Here is a 16,386-nt window from a genome sequence, read left to right on the forward strand (position 1 = left end):
CACATGCAAGCTCCGAATGATATCTTTGCCAAACATTTACCCGTTCGCGTGGTCTTGCTGACTGGGCCCATGGGCAGCGGCAAATCGTGCGCAGCCAGGTGTTTTCAGCAACTGGGCTTGCCCGTCATCGATACTGACTTGATCGCCAGGGCAATACATCAGGACCCGCAACATCCTGTGATGAAGCAGATTGCACAGGAGTTGCCGCAATTACTGGCAGAAGATGGCTGTTTGCGGCGTGGTAGCTTGCGCGCTGTGCTGACGCATGATGCACATGCCAATCGTCGCTTGCTGTGCCTGCTGAAGCCTCATGTGCTGGCAGCAATGCGGCAATGGACTGTGCAGCAAACTGCGCCGTATGTGATCTGGGCAACCGCGCTCTTGCCTGATGAACCTGGCGGCTTCATGTACGATAGCGCTTTGCTGGTGCATGCTGACGCTCAAATTCGTCTGCGACGCGTGCGTCAGCGTAACCCTGACTGGACTGAAACTGAGATCAGGCAGGTTTTCAATATGCAGGCCACATTGGATCAGTACAAGGAATACGCCGATGCCATGATCGTCAATCAGGGCAACATCATGGAACTGGAACAGGCAGTCTTGCAGCAACACCTTACTTTTATGTCGCACTGGAGCACACAATGAAAAAAATCGCATTCTCTGGCACTCTGGACCCGATCACCAATGGTCATTTATGGGTGATACAAGAGGCCCGCGCTTTGGCAGATGAAGTGGTGGTTTTTATTTCTGAAAACCCGGTCAAGAAGCCGCAGTTTGATGCGATCGAACGCAAGGATATTATCGAGCGTAGCGTCGCTGAATGCGGCTGGCACAATGTCAGTGTGGTTATCGTCAAAGGCGATTACACGGCCCGCGCCGCCAAGCGCCACGGTATTGAGTATCTGGTACGCGGCATACGCAATACCTCAGACTTTGATTATGAAAACCTGATACAGCAAACCAATGTCGATGTGCTTGATGGTGCCAAGACTATTTTTGTAATGCCACCGCGTGATCTTGGCTCGGTCAGTTCCAGTTTCGTGCGGGCCCTGCAGGGACCAGTGGGCTGGCACTGGACGGTAAAAAAATTCATGCCCATGCCCGCTTATATCGCCTGGATCAAAAGCTGGCTGCGTACAGACTGGCAAAAACTTTGGGAGGGGGCTGGTGTTGAAACCAGCAAACTGGACCACTGGTTTGATTATCTGACTGGTGATGAGGCCTATGGCGCAGCACGCCGGACTTATCATAATCTGGATCACCTGGTGCATGGCCTGAGTGAGATATCGGCTTGGGCGAGTAATACGGGCGCCAGCAAGACTGATGTAGCAATATTGAAAAAAGCTTTCTGGTTCCATGACGCAGTCTATGGCGGCTCTGTTGGCAAGCATGCTGGTCTGTCTAATGAAGAGCAAAGTGCCAGGTTGTGGCTGGATGCCAGCTTGGGATCAGAGCATGCGCAGGAGGTGGCTGACCTGATACGGGTGACAGATCACTTCCAGAGTGCAGGCCTGAGCCACCCCTTGAAAGATGCCATGCTCGGTGTTGATCTGGCGATACTGGGGCAGGCGGCGGACACTTATGATGCCTACGCGTCAACTGTAAGGCTTGAATACAGTGACGTCGATGATGCCACTTACCAGGCGGGCAGGGCGCGTGTATTAAGCCATTTTGAGGCACAGGCAGTAGCTGGCAACTTGTTTTCTGATATTTGGTTTGCTGAGCTCTACACCAGCCAGGCGCTGGTGAATATCAGGCGTGAAAAAGCCTTGTTGAAATAGCCCTTTTCTCAGGGCCACATTCGTATTCCTGGCACATCCGCTCATTCACATAAATGTGATTTTTTGTGAATGAGCAACTTTTTGCTCAAGAAAACCGCGAAAATAGAAGCTGAGTAAAAAACTGTCGGTTCACCATCACCTAGGCGAACTCAAGACAGGCACTGATCCCGTCATCATTTGCAGTTCTTACATGACAGGATACGCGGAGGCAGGAATGTGGATTTATCGTTTGGTTGTTTGCTTGTGCGCCTGCATGGCCTTGTTCATGCCTTGTGTGGTTATGGCTATGACCGTCACCTTTCTCAATCCGGGTAAATCCGATGAAATCTACTGGGTCACCGCCAGCAACGGTATGTCGGCTGCCGCCCGCAGCCTGGGCATCCATCTCGAAGTCATTTATTCTGAACGCGATCATTTAAAGACGCTGGAATACGCTAGGCAAATTGCTGCCCGCCCGGCTGGCAAGCGGCCTGACTATGTGATCTTGTCGAATGATTATGCTGTCGGTGCCGAAGCCCTGCGCATACTGGATGCCGCAAACATCAAGACTTTTTTTGCCTATAGCGGTATCAATGATGCTGGTGACAGGGAAAAAACCGGTATGCCACGTCAGTTTTACAAGGGCTGGTTGGGGGTGCTGGAACCGCAGGCAGAAGATGCGGGTTACCTGACCGCACGCGCGCTGATACAACGTGGCAAGACAGACAAAATGTTCAGTTCTGATGGCAAATTGCACATGCTGGCAATTGCCGGGGACAGATCCACGGCGACATCGTATAAACGCACTGAAGGTATGCGCAAGGCTGTTGTAGAAGCGAATGTGGTACTGGATCAGGTCGTCTATGGCGACTGGAACCGTGCCAAGGCACAGGAGCAGAGTGTCTGGCTGTATCAGCGCTATCCACAGACCAGGCTGATCTGGGCCGGGAATGATTTGATGAGCTTTGGTGCGATGGAAAGCTGGCGCGCCCGCGGTGGCAAACCAGGGCGCGATGCTCATTTCAGTGCCATCAACACCTCGGCTGAAGCTTTTGCCGCATTGGAGTCCGGGAGCCTTACGGCGCTGGCAGGCGGCCATTTCATTACCGGTGCATTTGGCCTGGTGATGCTATATGACTATCACCATGGCAAGGACTTTGCTGATGAAGGCCTGGAGCAAAACAGATCCATGTTCATACTGTTCACACCAGAAGAGGCCAGGCGTTACGAGCAATTGTTTGGCGCGCAGAATTTTGAAAAAGTGGATTTCAGGAAGTTCAGCAAATACCTGAACCCTGCCATCAAAAAATATGATTTCAGTTTCCGGCATTTATTGACACAGTCAGACCAGCGCAAATGAGCAAGCAAGTCCTGCAACCGATCGCCAGTTTGTTGATACGACGTGTCTTCAAATGGGTGATCCTGTGCGTGATCTGTATCAGCAGCCTGCAAGCCTGGCTCAATTACCGCGCCATAGAAGAAAACTTCACGATGACTGTGGATGATGTGGCCCATGCGCATCTGCCTTTATTGTCTGTCGCTATCTGGGATATAGAGCCGCAAACCATACAAAAGCAAATCGATTTGATTTTGAAGAATAAAACGATTTCTTATGTGGCCATCAAGGCCAGCACCGGGCAGCAATTTACAGGTGGTGATGTCAATCGCCTCGGAAATGGCCAGCACATGAAGTTCAACATCCCAGCCCCGGCAGATGCCAGCAAAACAGTGGGTACGGTGGAGTTTGTCGTCGATAAGACTATCTTGCGCAAGGAATTGTTGCGCAGCTTTATTATCGTCATTATCGAAGTCATCATCCTGTCGATTTTTATTTTTATGGCGGTCGTGGCGATATTGCGGCGTGATCTTGAAAGGCCTATGCGACAACTGGCAGATTTTGTCAAAAACCTGCAAGCCAACCAGCTCGCGACCAAGCTGGAATTAAAACGCAAACCGGAGGACGGATATAACGAAATTGACCTGGTCGTCGATGGTTTCCACACCATGCAGGACAGTCTGCAAAAACATATCGCCAACCAGGATGCACTAGTCGCTGAGCGAACCAGCCAGCTCGAAGCAGCGATGAAAACCCTGAAGCAATTATCGATTACCGATGGCCTCACCAGCTGTTATAACCGCCTCTTGTTCAATGAGCGCATGCCTGCAGAAATCCAGAGAGCCGTGCGTTACCAGCGCCATTTGTCGCTGGTGTTTTGCGACATAGATTTCTTCAAGAAAATCAATGATGAGTATGGGCATGCAGTAGGCGACACTGTGCTCATCGCTTTTACCCAATGCCTGGCCGATGAGTTGCGTGCTGATGTCGATTGGATAGTCCGCTACGGCGGCGAAGAGTTCATCATGGTCTTGCCTGAGACCAGTTTGCTGGCCGCACTTGAAGTCGCAGAAAGAATACGCCAGAAAGTCGAACATCAACTGACCATACGTCTGGCCAATGGCACCATGCTACACATCACCGCCAGTTTTGGGGTGGCTCAATTGCAAGCGGCCGACAATATGGAAAGCATGGTGCAGCGTGCTGACGAATGCCTGTACAAAGCCAAGTCCCAGGGGCGCAACCAGGTACAGCCCATGGCTGCACCCGTCATTTATCTGGCCCCCTGACTTGCTGCAGGCTCTCCCGGGCTTGCCTGACCAGGGTATTTGTCAGCCGAGCCAGCCGGGGCGTCTGTACTTTCCAGTGGTGCCAGTACAGGGCTACATCCACAGGATGATGCGGCATAAGCCTGACCAGCTTGTCCTGATCCAGATTTTTCAGCATGACATCAGGAATCACGCCCCAGCCCAGTCCCAGTAAAATCGACTGGTTATACGGCGTTGTTGCCGGTACATAGTGTGTGGGGTAAGTATGTTCCTGCAGTCCAAAATGTTCTAGCAGTATCTGTGCCTGCAATTTGTCCTTGCGATTGAAGGTTAGTACCGGTGCCAGCCTGGCTGCTTCGCGCGTCATCCCTTGCGGGAACCAGCGCTGACAGTATTCTTTGCTGGCAACTGGGTGGTAACGCATGAAGCCCAGCGGCACAGCCTGGCAACCCCGCATGGCATTTTGTTCAGCAGAGAGGCAGCCTAGCACCATACCGCTTTCCAGTAAATCATGCGTGTGATCCTGGTCATCAATCAGCACTTCAAGCAAGATATTTTCAGCGATCAAAAATCCTGCCAGGGCAGGCAATAACCAGCTATCCAGACTATCGGCATTGACGCCCAGGGCAATGCTGATGGCGGCACTTTGCTGACCGGCAAATTCGCTTTGCAAATCCTGTTCAAGTTCTGCCACCCGGCGCAAGTGCTGTACCAGTTTTTGCCCGGCTGCCGTGGCGCGGCAGGGGCGGCTGCGTACCAGCAGGGTATTGCCTAGTTCCATTTCCAGTGCCTTGATGCGCTGGGAAATGGCCGAACTGGTCAGGCTCAGCGCCTTCGCCGCCTGTTCCAGACTGCCATGGTCAATAACACTGAGGAAGGCTTCGCATTGGCGGCTGTCTAGTCTTGTTTGCATGTTTTATCAGACTGTATGGGTGGTTTTGGCTAAAGACATCTCGACACGGAGGCACAGAGAAAGGAACGCCTGCTTGCAAGCAGTCTTCGTTGCGCAGGCGTGCGATATACCGCACGAATTCCCTGCTACACCACAGAGTAGACAAAAGAATTAATTTTCTAATTAAGAAATTTTAATGAAATAGGAAATATTTTAAATATACTTCATATTAACCCTTTTTTTGCCCAAACTCCCTGTATCGACAAATGGGAGACAGATGATGTTGGCTTTTATACTCAAGGGCATGGGCATGAGTGCAGGTTTGATCATGGCTATTGGTTCACAAAATGCCCATGTCTTGCGAATGGGTTTGCGTAAACAGCATGTTGCTTTGACGGTGATGATCTGCATCGCGTGTGAAATGCTGCTGATACTGGCGGGTGTGGCCGGCATAGGTGGCATGATCAATAGCCAGCCAATCTTGCTGATGATAGCCCGTTGGGGCGGGGCCGCGTTTTTGGTCTGGTATGGCGTGCGCTCTCTGCGCGCTGCGGCTAGCCAGCAAAGCCTGGTCCCTGAAGCTGGGGAGTTGAGCCTGACGGCTGGCAAGGCTGCACTGGCAGTGCTGGGAGCGACTTTGCTCAATCCCCACACTTATTTGGATACGGTGGTGTTGCTGGGTGCCATAGGTGGCCAGCAGCCAGGCAATGGCAAATACTGGTTTGCCGTGGGTGCCGTCTTGAATGCGACGATCTGGTTTGCGGCTTTGGGCTTTGGTGCGCGCCTGCTCGCGCCCTGGTTTGCCAAACCCATGGCATGGCGGGTGCTGGATAGTCTGGTCGGTATTGTGATGCTGATGCTGGCGCTCAATTTAATGCTGGGTTGATCTGGCTCTGAGCTGGCCATTTGTTGAAAAGCCCGAATTGTGATAACTTCAGCACATGAAAAAATCCTGGCGTTTATTGATTGCTTGCCTGTTACTGGTACTGGTACTGCTGCCCCTGCAGGGCTTTGCTGTCGCCAGTAAATTGGGCTGCGCCATGGATATGCCTGTTCAGACTGGTAGCTCTGTTGTCAGCGGTAATGAACATTGCCAGCCCGCTGCCAAGGCTAGCGATCATGGTTCAGATTCTGTGAAAGCCAAAGTGGCCGATCACTGCAAGTCTTCTTCCCCTTGTTGCATGGGTATCGCGCTCATGCCTGCTCCTTCAATTTCTGCATTTGTACCTATGCATGCTGATGCCCAGGTACTGCCTGTCCTGTTACCTGCATCTGTGTCTGCTCGCATGCTGGAGCGTCCTCCTAAGGCTGTTCTCGTCTGAATAATTAGTTTGTTCGTAGGTTGGGCTGCGCCTTATCAGCCCAACACTGGGCGTTTGAATAAGATTAACGTTTGTTGAGGCCGAGTGTTGGGCTGTTAAACCGTAGCCCAACCTACAAGCTCAGCCCAACATGCGTGGGTAGCCCAAGTTACGAATACTTCACCCATTTGACGGGAACACACTTCATATCGCGAGGACTTCATGTCGCACATACATTACCGATATCTGTTACCGGCATTGCTGGTGATGACTGGCTGCGCCAGTTTTGATATCGATCAAAGCACGCAAAAACTCAATCAGCAATATCCGGCTTACACCCAGGGCAAACTGGTTCTGGCGAGCAAGCCTGAGCAACAAAAAAACATGCAGGACCAGGCAGCAAGCTTGTTGGCACAGCCTTTGTCGCAAGACGCTGCTGTACAACTGGCCTTGTTGAATAGTCCAGCCTTGCAAGCCATGCTGGCGCAGCATCAGGCTGCAGGCGCAAGCACAGCGCAAAGCGCCCGCATCACCAATCCGCTTTTTACGTTTGAACGCAACCGCCAGTCAGGTGAGCTGGAACTGGGTCGTTTGCTGAGTTTTGGCCTGCTGGACTTGCTGAACCTGCCGCAAAGGCAGACCATGGCACAGCATAGCCTGGCACAGGCGCAGACGCAGTTGAGCCTGGATGTCATAGCCAGCGTTAGCCAGGTGCGTATTGCCTGGGTCAAGGCAGTCGCTGCACAACAGAGCCTGGAATATGCCAGACAAGTTGGTGAAGCGGCCGATGCCAGTGCCATGCTGGCAGAGCGCATGCACAAGGCGGGCAATTTCAATAGCTTGCAAGCAGCGCGCCAACTGGCTTTCAAGGCTGACGCGATGGCACAGCTCAGTTTTGCCCGCCATGCCAGTCTTGCCACCCGCGAAGAGCTGGTGCGCTTGCTGGGTCTGAATGATGAACAGGAAAAAACACTGAAGTTACCTGAGCGCCTGCCGGATTTACCAGCAACACCATTGGCAGCAGAAAGCCTGGGTCCCCAAGCGACAAAAAACCGTCTTGACATACAACTGGCAAAACAGGAACTGGACGCCGCCGCAGCACGCCAGGGTTTGAGCCTGGTCAGCAGCTTTACCGATATCGAACTGGGTATCAGGCGCGATACCAATTTTGATGCAGCGGGACATGGCGAGATCAAACGCGGCTTTGAGGTCAGCCTGAGGTTGCCGCTATTTGACTGGGGCGATGCGCAGAGAACAGCCATGAATGCGAATACCCTGGCCGCCAGTTATCGCCTGCAAGCGACGGTCAATAATGCAGGCTCGCATCTGCGCGTCAGCTACTCAGCCTATCGTAATATGTATGATATCGCCCGCCAATACCGCGACGAGATACTGCCGCTACGCAAACGCATCTCGGCAGAAAACCAGTTGCGCTACAACGGCATGTTCATCAGCGTATTTGAATTGCTGGCCGACAGCCGCGAGCAAATCAATAGTGTGCTGGCTGCCATCAATGCAGAGCAACAATTCTGGTTGGCAGATGCGGCCTTGCAGGCCGAGTTGCTGGGGCGCCCGTCCGCAAGTAATCTGAATCCCGTTAAATCAACTGCCACGGCAGAAGCAGCGCATTGATCACACGATCTGCGAAGGAAATAACATGAGTACAAGAAGAGATTTTTTTAAATTGGCGAGCATTGCTGGTGGTGCACTCGCAGCAAGCACCGTCAGCAAGGTGGCATTGGCAGCCTTGCCAGAAGCAGTCACACAAATTAGCCCGGATACCATGCCACCATTGCAGCCCAAGAACGGCCGCCCATATAATCCGGTAGTGACCCTGAATGGCTGGACGCTACCATGGCGCATGAATAATGGTGTCAAGGAATTCCATCTCGTGGCAGAGCCAGTCGTGCGCGAAATGGCACCCGGTATGAAAGCGCATCTATGGGGTTATAACGGCCAAAGTCCGGGGCCGACGATAGAAGTGGTGGAGGGCGATAAAGTACGCATCTTTGTCACCAACCGTTTGCCCGAACATACGAGCATACACTGGCATGGCCAGCGGCTGCCAAATGGCATGGACGGCGTATCCGGCCTGACCCAGCCGTCAATACAGCCGGGCAAGACCTTTGTCTATGAATTTGTTGCACGTCGCCCAGGTACCTTCATGTACCACCCGCACGCCGATGAAATGACGCAGATGGCGATGGGCATGATGGGCTCATGGGTTACCCATCCCAAAAATAAACATCCGCAGATTGATGAAGTCGACAGGGACTTTATTTTCCTGCTCAGTGCTTATGATATAGAGCCAGGTGCATTCAAACCTAATATCATGACCATGACAGATTTTAATTTGTGGACATGGAATAGTCGCGTCTTCCCCGGCATTGATACCCTGAATGTGCGCAAGAATGACAGGGTCAGGATACGCGTAGGCAATCTTACGATGACCAACCACCCCATCCATATCCATGGTCATGAATTCACCGTGACAGGCACGGATGGCGGCCCGGTACCAAGAACTGCACGCTGGCCAGAGGTAACGACGGATATTGCCGTCGGTCAGATGCGCCAGGTGGAATTTGTCGCCGATGAAGAAGGTGACTGGTCCTTCCACTGCCACAAGAGCCATCACACCATGAATGCCATGGGCCATAATGTGCCGTCGATGATAGGTGTTGATCACAAGGACGTGGCAGACAAGATCAACAAGCTCATTCCTGCTTACATGACTATGGGGGACAAGGGCATGGCCGACATGGGAGCTATGGAAATGCCCTTGCCTGACAATACCCTGCCCATGATGACAGGCGAGGGGCCGTTTGGCGGGCTGGAAATGGGCGGCATGTTCAGCGTAGTCAAGGTGCGCAAAGACCAGAAACCGGGTGATTATAAAGATCCCGGCTGGTTCCGGCACCTCAAGGGGACGGTAGCCTATGAATATGGCGGCCCCGTGGCAGAAGCGCCGCGCCCGCCTGCTCAGCCTGTTGATGTGCATGCTGGCATGAAGCATGGCTCACGTGTCATGCCGGAGCTTGAAGTGCAGGTGCGCAAGCCGCAAGGTCATAGCGGGCATTAAAAAAGAAAATGGCTGCGGGTAATAGAAAGTCCAAAGCCAGAGTACAAAAGGCGGAGCACAATGCTCCGCCTTTTGTATTTGCTTGATCGTCTTAGCCGATTATCTCAACTGATCGTCTCAGTTGATTGTGATAGGTACGCTGGCAGTCGCCTTTCTTCCAAGATTGTCAGTCACAGTAATAAGCATGGTGTAGCTGCCTTTTACAGGGCTTGCCCAGCTGGTTGCAATACTTAGTCCACTCATGGAAAATCCGAGGCCCAGAGGAGCGCCCGTGATCGAGATGGAAATCGAGGTCGCACCGGGCGCATTGATCGTGATGCTGCCCGTTAGCGCCTTGCCTGCAGTGCCTGTCATTGCCGGTGCGTTGATACTCAAGCCAGATGCCACAACGCTGATGCTGATGACCGCCTGACCGCTCAAGCCAGTCTTGCTGTCTTTCGCAAGCACTGTGACAGCATAATTTCCTGCAACAGGACTAGCCCAGTTGATAATGCCAGCACTGCTGATAGTCAGTCCGGCAGGCGCACCAGTCAGTGTATAGGTGACTGGATTCGAGGCTTTGACTGCTACGGTGTAGGACAGTGCAGTACCAACGGTTCCATTGACCGTCGCCGCAGTTACTGCAGGCGCAGGTTGCTGAGCAATCACGACGGTATACACAGCTTTGCCTGTCAATCCTGTCTTGCTGTCCGTTACATTGACAGTGACTGAATACGTGCCAAGAACAGGTGAAGCCCAGCTTACAGTTCCTGTTGACCCTATAGTCATTCCAGCAGGTGCTCCTGTCAGGCTATAAGTCATTGGGTTGCCAGATGTTGCGGTCACATTAAAAGTCAGTGCGGTTGATGCTACTCCATTGATCGTTGCAGCAGTCACGACAGGAGGTGTTGCAGCAGCAATCACAACGGTATAGACAGCCTTGCTGCTCAATCCGGTCTTTGCATCGAGTGCAGTTGCTGTCACTGAGTAGGTTCCTGCAACTGGCGTTGGCCAGGTCGCAGCGCCCGCAGAAGTAGCAGTCATGCCGCTTGGTGCGCCAGTGATGCTGTAGGTTAGCGGATTAGTGGATGTCGCTGTTATATTGAAGGACAGCGCAGTGCCTGCTTTTCCATTGATGGTGGCGGCAGTAATCGCTGGTGGCACAGGGGCAGAAATAACGATTGTATAAGTGCCTTTGCCGCTCAGTCCTGTTTTTGCATCCAGTGCAGTAACGACCACAGTGTATGTACCTGCCACAGGCGTGGCCCAGCTAACAATACCGCTGCTGTTGATGCTCAAGCCTGCCGGGTTGCCGGTCAAGGTATAGGTGAGGGGATTAGCCGCTGTTGCAGATGCGGTAAAACTCAATGCCGTGCCAACTTGCCCGCTGATGCTTGCCGAAGTTACGGTTGGCGCTGTTGCAATGACTGTGCCGCCGAGTGTACTTAACAAGCTGGTGACATTGGGCGTGCCAAGGCCGGTCAGTTGGTCATGCCCGGTTTTGGCAACGCAACTTGCGCAAGTGCCATTGCTGCCTTTCGCAACATCGGCAAAACTGCTGGCATAGCTGCCAGGAGTTGTCGCAATTTTGTTATACAGGACAGCATGCGGTGCACCCAGAACTGGTTTGCCAGCTTGCGCCAAAGTCGCATTGGCGATGGCAATCACCCCGGCCCATTGGGGCGTGGAAAGGCTGGTGCCGCCTGCACTGACCCAGTTTACAACACTGCTTCCTGGCGTCATGACGGCGACGTACTGGCCAGTGTTCGGGTCAGCGTTCATGGAGACGTCAGCGACGGTCCTGCGGGCGGGTGTACCCACACCCGGCACTGTATTGTTCTGATAGCTTGGTGTCGCCGTGTATGCACTAACTCCACCTCCGGTATTGGACCAGGCCACCTCCGCACGTGTTGTACCTGTATAGGTGAGACTGGTGCCACCAACGGCGACAACATTGGGAGAAACTGCAGGCCATTCAACGGCTGGCCCATTATCGCCGGTTGCAGCCAGATAGGTCATTTTGGCGGTGGTGAACGTGCTTTCGACTCCAGCTGTCCAGCTTCCTTCGGATGACCCAAAACTCATGGAGACGATGCCAGGCCCCATTGCGTTGGCCAGTTTGATTCCACCCACCATGTTACTCATGGAGGAATCCGCAGCTTCAATCAAAATGATACGGGCCAATGGCGCTGTGGCATGTGCCCATTGCACGTCGAGCGCAATTTCCGTAGCCCAGCCAGAATCGAATGCTGGCGTTGTACTGGTCATGCTACCTGCACTGGTGCTATAGACGACAGAAAACTCACAAGCGCTGCTTGACGCTGCTGGTAATGGCAGGGCTGTACCTGCAGGAATGCTTTTTACTGTACATGCGGGAAGACCAAACTTTTGATTAAAAGCGTTCAGTTCTGCAACGATATTGGGATCGTGATTTGCATTCACAATATAAATCGTCTGACCTGCACCAAGCTGTGCAGCCTGGCTTGCAGTCAATCCACTGGTACTGGCAGGGAGCGCAGGGAGACTATACGCAGCGCGGATTTGCGCAGGCGTATAGGTAGAAACGACAGAGGTGCCTGCCATAGGTTGTGCGTTCTCACCTGCAGGCGGTGGTGCCAGCTGTGGTCGTGGCAAAGAGCGAATTGCACCGACAGTCAAACCGCGCCCACGCACTGCTTGCAGTTCTCGCGGTATGCTCAGCGCCGCTGCTGGAATGTGGGCCGACCTGCTACTGTCAGTCGCATCAATATCCGTCGGTGGATCAAGCAAAACCGGAGCCAGATGAAAGGTCGGTTGTGTCGCCTGTGCAGCCACATCAGGCGGCAAAACAGGGACAGTTATATCCAGTGTCGTCGTTCCAGTTGCCACTGCCTGAGGTGGTAATGCAATGCTGGACTGACTGACTTGTGGATTGTCGCCGCCGCAAGCGCTGAGGATACTTGCACTGATCAGCAAGCAAGACAAGCCAAGTGGCTTGGGTATGGTGAAGAACAACTTTTTTTCGATGATCACAAATGCACTCCGATATAAGCAGAGGGCGGTGATTCGACGAATAATAGTATCGTGCCAAAAATAAGCAGACACCATCACCGGCAACCCCGCTACCATGGCGCAGATGCGCTTTAGGCCGGTGGCTTTGCGTCCCCATTTTTCAACGGGTTTGCCCTCAAGATTTTGAAATTGAAATTACAGATTCAGGGTACAAATATTTCCGCCCAAATGAAAGCGGAAAAATGTCAAGGATTGTTGAAATCATGCAGCTAAGACAAACTTCGATTTCGCTTTGATAATGGAAAAAGCAAATAGTTGTTTTGCTGGCTTTTGAATAAAACAAAAGTGTTAATTTGTAAAATCATTTCCATTATTAAATCCATCATGGCAGCATCGCTTGCCAGGATTCGTATCCGTTTTTTTGAATTGAACATAACAAATTACACATGAAAAATTCTTCAATAATTTCCCGCACTGTTTTTCTGCTTGGTCTGGCACTCACTTGCCTAAGTTCTCAGGCTGCAAAAATCAGCCTGGACGATTGCGACTTGATTACCGCAAAACCTTTACGCGCCGATTTCAAGGATTGGCTGGTAAAGAACCGCAAACGCGCTGCAGAGGGCAATGTGGAGGCACAAACCTATGTCGCCGCTGAAGCAAATAACCGCCTCGCCTGCCTGGAAGAAAAAATCACTGAAAAGTCGGGCTGGTCAGTGACCATGAGCGGTGGTGATGGCGCAAGTGAAACGACATCCAATCCCGGTATCCCGAACATCAAAAAAAATGCTGATGCCTACGCCGCATTGAAAGATGCTGTCAAATACACCCATCAGGCCGGAGCGAATGATCCTGCTTATCGCAGCATGTCGGCTCAACTGGTACTGCGCTATCAAACGGTATTGCCTGAAGCGCTGGAAACTGCCTACGAAGATGTGGCTGGTGCCCATCAACTGGAATGTGTGCTCAAGCGTCAATTCGGCAAGCGTGATGCGCAATATGCCTGTATGTCAAATAGATCCACCTTGGCGCAATTGATAACAAAAATTCCAGCTGAACGCCGCGCTGTTCTTGATCAAAAAGCACAACAATGGGCTGCAGATTTTCCTGTCAAGTAAGTTGCAAATAGATATTTTTGATGCGTTTTTATTTGCTATGACATGAGGGAATGTTGGTTAGCGTACAGAAGCTTTGCCAGTGCTCAGCCAGAATATTGACGACAGAAGTCAACAGATGTGCCGCTCAAGCGTTATAGGTGTAATCACAGGATATGCTCCTGTGAGCAGTATCAAATAAGGAGTTTGAAATGAAAACCATGACATGCAGAAAGATAATGCTCGCAGGCGCAGCCTGCGCCGCACTATTCATGACAGCTCAGAGTCAGGCGCAGGATGTGGGTGTGTCTATGCAATTCGGGCAACCAGGTTTCTATGGTCGGGTAGATATTGGTAATTTTCCTCAGCCTCAGGTAATTTATACTGAGCCACGCATAGTGCAAAGGGTGAATGTGGTCCAGCAACCCATGTATCTGGTGGTGCCGCCAGGCCATAGAAATAAATGGGAAAAACATTGCTATCGCTACAATGCTTGCAATCGCCCCGTGTATTTTGTGCAGGAAAACTGGTACAACACCCAGGTAGTGCCTCGCTACCGCGATGGGTATTATCGTGACCATGATTACAGACATGATGCATACAGGCGCGACGATTACAGGCGTGACGACTATCGCAAGGATGACAGACGCTATGATGAGCATGAGCGCCATGGTCATGGCCGCGGCAGGGAACATCCAGAGCATTGATTGCGTATTAATTGCTTATGAGTTGCTTGCCAGTCGCTCGTCAATGAGTGGCAGTATCACCAAGGGCTGCAATGCAGCCCTTGTTTTATGGCGATGCCACACGGGCTATTTTTTCTTTCCAGGCATGAATCGCCAGAGGCCAGAAAGCTGGTATATCAGTGACTGATAAAGGTAAATCCAGTCCGAGGAATTGTGCTGCCGGTATCAGCGCTTCATGCAGCACATCATTGTCACCACGGTCAAAAGCCAGTGCCCCGGTTTGCTTGGATAATTTCTCGCCATCGGCATTGGTCACTACTGGCACATGCAGGTAATGCGGCGTGGGCAAGCCCAGCAATTCTTGCAGATAGATTTGCCTTGCAGTGGAATCTATCAGATCAGCACCACGCACCACATGCGTGATGCCTTGCGCGGCATCATCAACCACCACCGCCAACTGGTAGGCCCAGAAGCCGTCAGCGCGTTTCAATACAAAATCCCCCACCTCGGTCGCCAGGTTTTGCTGCTGCGTGCCAGCCAGCCGGTCTTCAAAGCGATAGAGTTGATCTGGCACGCGCAAGCGCCAGGCGCGCGCTGTCTTGCCTGCTGCCAGCCCGTGACGGCAAGTGCCTGGGTAAATCTGGCTGGCTGCGTCACCCAGTCGCAACCGCGAATCAGCAATTTCCTTGCGTGAACAGGCGCAAGGGTAAAGATTATTGCCCAGCTTTTGCAAGGCAGCTTCATACAGAGGCTGGCGCTGGCTTTGCCAGGTAATGTCGCCATCCCATACCATGCCGCTGCGTTGCAGGGAATTGATGATGTGCTGGTCTGCACCTTTGACATTGCGGTCAAAATCCAGGTCTTCCATACGCAGCAGCCATAGTCCATCGTGGGCTTTGGCATCCAGGTAACTGGCCATGGCAGCCACCAGCGAACCCATATGCAAGGGGCCGGTCGGTGAGGGGGCGAAACGTCCTATGTATTTTTGCATCATCTGTTTTGTTGGCATGGATGTTCTTCAATTACCTATCAACATGCGTTGCACGACAGGGTCTTGCAACTTCTGTAAAAACCACAGCAAAGCCTTGCCCTTGTTGGCATTACGCCAGACGAGGCGGTTATCTTCTGGCGGACGGTGAGCGCTGGTCTTCTTTTCTATCAAAGCACCACTGCGCAAATGTGGTAATGCCAGGCGACGTGGCAAATGCCCGCAACCCAGGCCAGCCAGTTGCGCTGCCAGCTTGGCATGCATGGTGGGCACGGTCATGGTGTCCTGGCCGCTTAGCAAGCCAGCCGTCATCGATGGCAGAGTCAGGCCAGTATCACCTATGGCTATCGCCCTGTGGGCCTGCAAAATCGCCGGTGTCAGCGGTTCTGCTGCCTGCGCCAGCGGGTGTTGTGGTGCCACGGCAAACACCCATTCCACGCTGCCCAGCAAGCGGGTCTGGAATTCACCCTGCATGCGTATCGCATCCGGCCCGTAATAGGCAGCGCCTATGGCCAGGTCAGCACGGCCAGATACCATGGTTTCCCAGACGCCGGACAAAATCTCCTGGCTGATACGGATGCGTGTACCGCAGCCCTGTTGTTCAAATTCCTTGATCAAGGGGATCATGTCGTCGAATTGTATGATGCCATCAATGACGATGCGCAGCTCCGCCTCCCACCCGCTGGCGGCACGTTTTACACGGTTCTCCAGCTCTTGTGCAGCATTAAGCAAATGTCTGCCCTGGAGCAATAATTCTTCCCCGGCGATAGTCAGCTTGGCCCTGTGGCCACGCCTGTCATATAGTAATACATCCAGGTCTTCTTCAAGCTTGCGTATGCTGTAGGTAATGGCGGAGGGCACTTTATCCAGGGCCGCTGCAGCCGCCGCAAAGCTGCCTTTACGGTCTATGGCATCAAGGATTTGCAGGGCTTCGAGGGTCAGGTTCACGATTGTTCAAATAATTTGAATGAGTTATATGAAATTCTACCCTTATGTCAAAGAATTTGCATGTATA

At 52.4% G+C, this 16,386-nt stretch carries 14 protein-coding genes and 1 riboswitch; of the genes, 10 read left to right on the forward strand and 4 right to left on the reverse strand.

The window, feature by feature from the left end:
* Positions 1-3: 3 nt before the first annotated feature.
* The 4 genes from coaE (at position 4) to ACO0LN_RS03210 (ending at position 4,385) form a co-directional block, all read left to right on the forward strand.
* A complete protein-coding gene (gene coaE / locus ACO0LN_RS03195) occupies positions 4-645 on the forward strand; it encodes a dephospho-CoA kinase (protein WP_422970933.1) in 642 nt (213 codons plus the stop codon).
* Positions 642-1,781, forward strand: coding sequence for a pantetheine-phosphate adenylyltransferase (gene coaD, locus ACO0LN_RS03200; RefSeq protein ID WP_422970934.1), 1,140 nt, complete (start codon positions 642-644; stop codon positions 1,779-1,781). Before coaE ends, coaD begins: the two co-directional genes overlap by 4 nt.
* Positions 1,782-2,067: 286 nt before the next feature.
* Positions 2,068-3,120 carry an ABC transporter substrate-binding protein gene (locus tag ACO0LN_RS03205; protein WP_422970935.1) on the forward strand — a complete coding sequence of 351 codons (1,053 nt, stop codon included), beginning with the start codon at positions 2,068-2,070 and terminating at the stop codon, positions 3,118-3,120.
* Positions 3,117-4,385: a GGDEF domain-containing protein gene (locus tag ACO0LN_RS03210; protein WP_422970936.1), complete on the forward strand. Its 1,269-nt coding sequence runs from the start codon at positions 3,117-3,119 to the stop codon at positions 4,383-4,385. The genes ACO0LN_RS03205 and ACO0LN_RS03210 overlap by 4 nt, the downstream gene beginning before the upstream one ends.
* Here ACO0LN_RS03210 and argP read toward each other — a convergent pair.
* Positions 4,366-5,277, reverse strand: a complete 912-nt coding sequence (gene argP / locus ACO0LN_RS03215; RefSeq protein WP_422970937.1) for an HTH-type transcriptional regulator ArgP — start codon at positions 5,275-5,277, stop codon at positions 4,366-4,368. The genes ACO0LN_RS03210 and argP overlap by 20 nt on opposite strands.
* A gap of 259 nt (positions 5,278-5,536) precedes the next feature.
* Between argP and ACO0LN_RS03220 the strand changes: the two genes are divergently transcribed.
* The 4 genes from ACO0LN_RS03220 to ACO0LN_RS03235 all read left to right on the forward strand — a co-directional run bounded on the left by ACO0LN_RS03220 (position 5,537) and on the right by ACO0LN_RS03235 (position 9,636).
* Complete coding sequence (locus tag ACO0LN_RS03220; RefSeq protein WP_422970938.1) at positions 5,537-6,142, forward strand: LysE/ArgO family amino acid transporter; 606 nt, start codon at positions 5,537-5,539, stop codon at positions 6,140-6,142.
* Between the two features lie 55 nt (positions 6,143-6,197).
* On the forward strand, positions 6,198-6,578 hold the full coding sequence (locus ACO0LN_RS03225) for a hypothetical protein (protein WP_422970939.1): 381 nt from the start codon (positions 6,198-6,200) through the stop codon (positions 6,576-6,578).
* Positions 6,579-6,779: 201 nt separating this feature from the next.
* A complete protein-coding gene (locus ACO0LN_RS03230) occupies positions 6,780-8,189 on the forward strand; it encodes a TolC family protein (protein ID WP_422970940.1) in 1,410 nt (469 codons plus the stop codon).
* Positions 8,190-8,214: 25 nt separating this feature from the next.
* Complete coding sequence (locus ACO0LN_RS03235) at positions 8,215-9,636, forward strand: multicopper oxidase family protein (protein ID WP_422970941.1); 1,422 nt, start codon at positions 8,215-8,217, stop codon at positions 9,634-9,636.
* Positions 9,637-9,753: 117 nt separating this feature from the next.
* On the opposite strand, the gene ACO0LN_RS03240 is transcribed toward ACO0LN_RS03235, so the two are convergent.
* Positions 9,754-12,627, reverse strand: coding sequence for a putative Ig domain-containing protein (locus ACO0LN_RS03240; RefSeq protein ID WP_422970942.1), 2,874 nt, complete (start codon positions 12,625-12,627; stop codon positions 9,754-9,756).
* Positions 12,628-12,703: 76 nt separating this feature from the next.
* A riboswitch (cyclic di-GMP riboswitch) is annotated at positions 12,704-12,790 on the reverse strand.
* A 262-nt stretch (positions 12,791-13,052) separates the two neighbouring features.
* On the opposite strand from ACO0LN_RS03240, the gene ACO0LN_RS03245 reads away from it, so the two are divergent.
* A complete protein-coding gene (locus ACO0LN_RS03245; protein ID WP_422970943.1) occupies positions 13,053-13,721 on the forward strand; it encodes a hypothetical protein in 669 nt (222 codons plus the stop codon).
* Positions 13,722-13,909: 188 nt separating this feature from the next.
* Positions 13,910-14,404, forward strand: a complete 495-nt coding sequence (locus ACO0LN_RS03250) for a hypothetical protein (RefSeq protein WP_422970944.1) — start codon at positions 13,910-13,912, stop codon at positions 14,402-14,404.
* Between the two features lie 85 nt (positions 14,405-14,489).
* Here ACO0LN_RS03250 and gluQRS read toward each other — a convergent pair whose 3' ends face one another.
* Together gluQRS and ACO0LN_RS03260 are read right to left on the reverse strand one after the other, a co-directional pair.
* Positions 14,490-15,392, reverse strand: coding sequence for a tRNA glutamyl-Q(34) synthetase GluQRS (gene gluQRS / locus ACO0LN_RS03255; RefSeq protein ID WP_422970945.1), 903 nt, complete (start codon positions 15,390-15,392; stop codon positions 14,490-14,492).
* A gap of 9 nt (positions 15,393-15,401) precedes the next feature.
* Positions 15,402-16,319 (reverse strand): LysR family transcriptional regulator, encoded by a 918-nt coding sequence (locus ACO0LN_RS03260; protein WP_422970946.1) that lies wholly within the window; start codon positions 16,317-16,319, stop codon positions 15,402-15,404.
* Positions 16,320-16,386 lie beyond the last annotated feature (67 nt).

The organism is Undibacterium sp. TC9W (assembly GCF_049339865.1).
Lineage (GTDB): Bacteria > Pseudomonadota > Gammaproteobacteria > Burkholderiales > Burkholderiaceae_D > Undibacterium.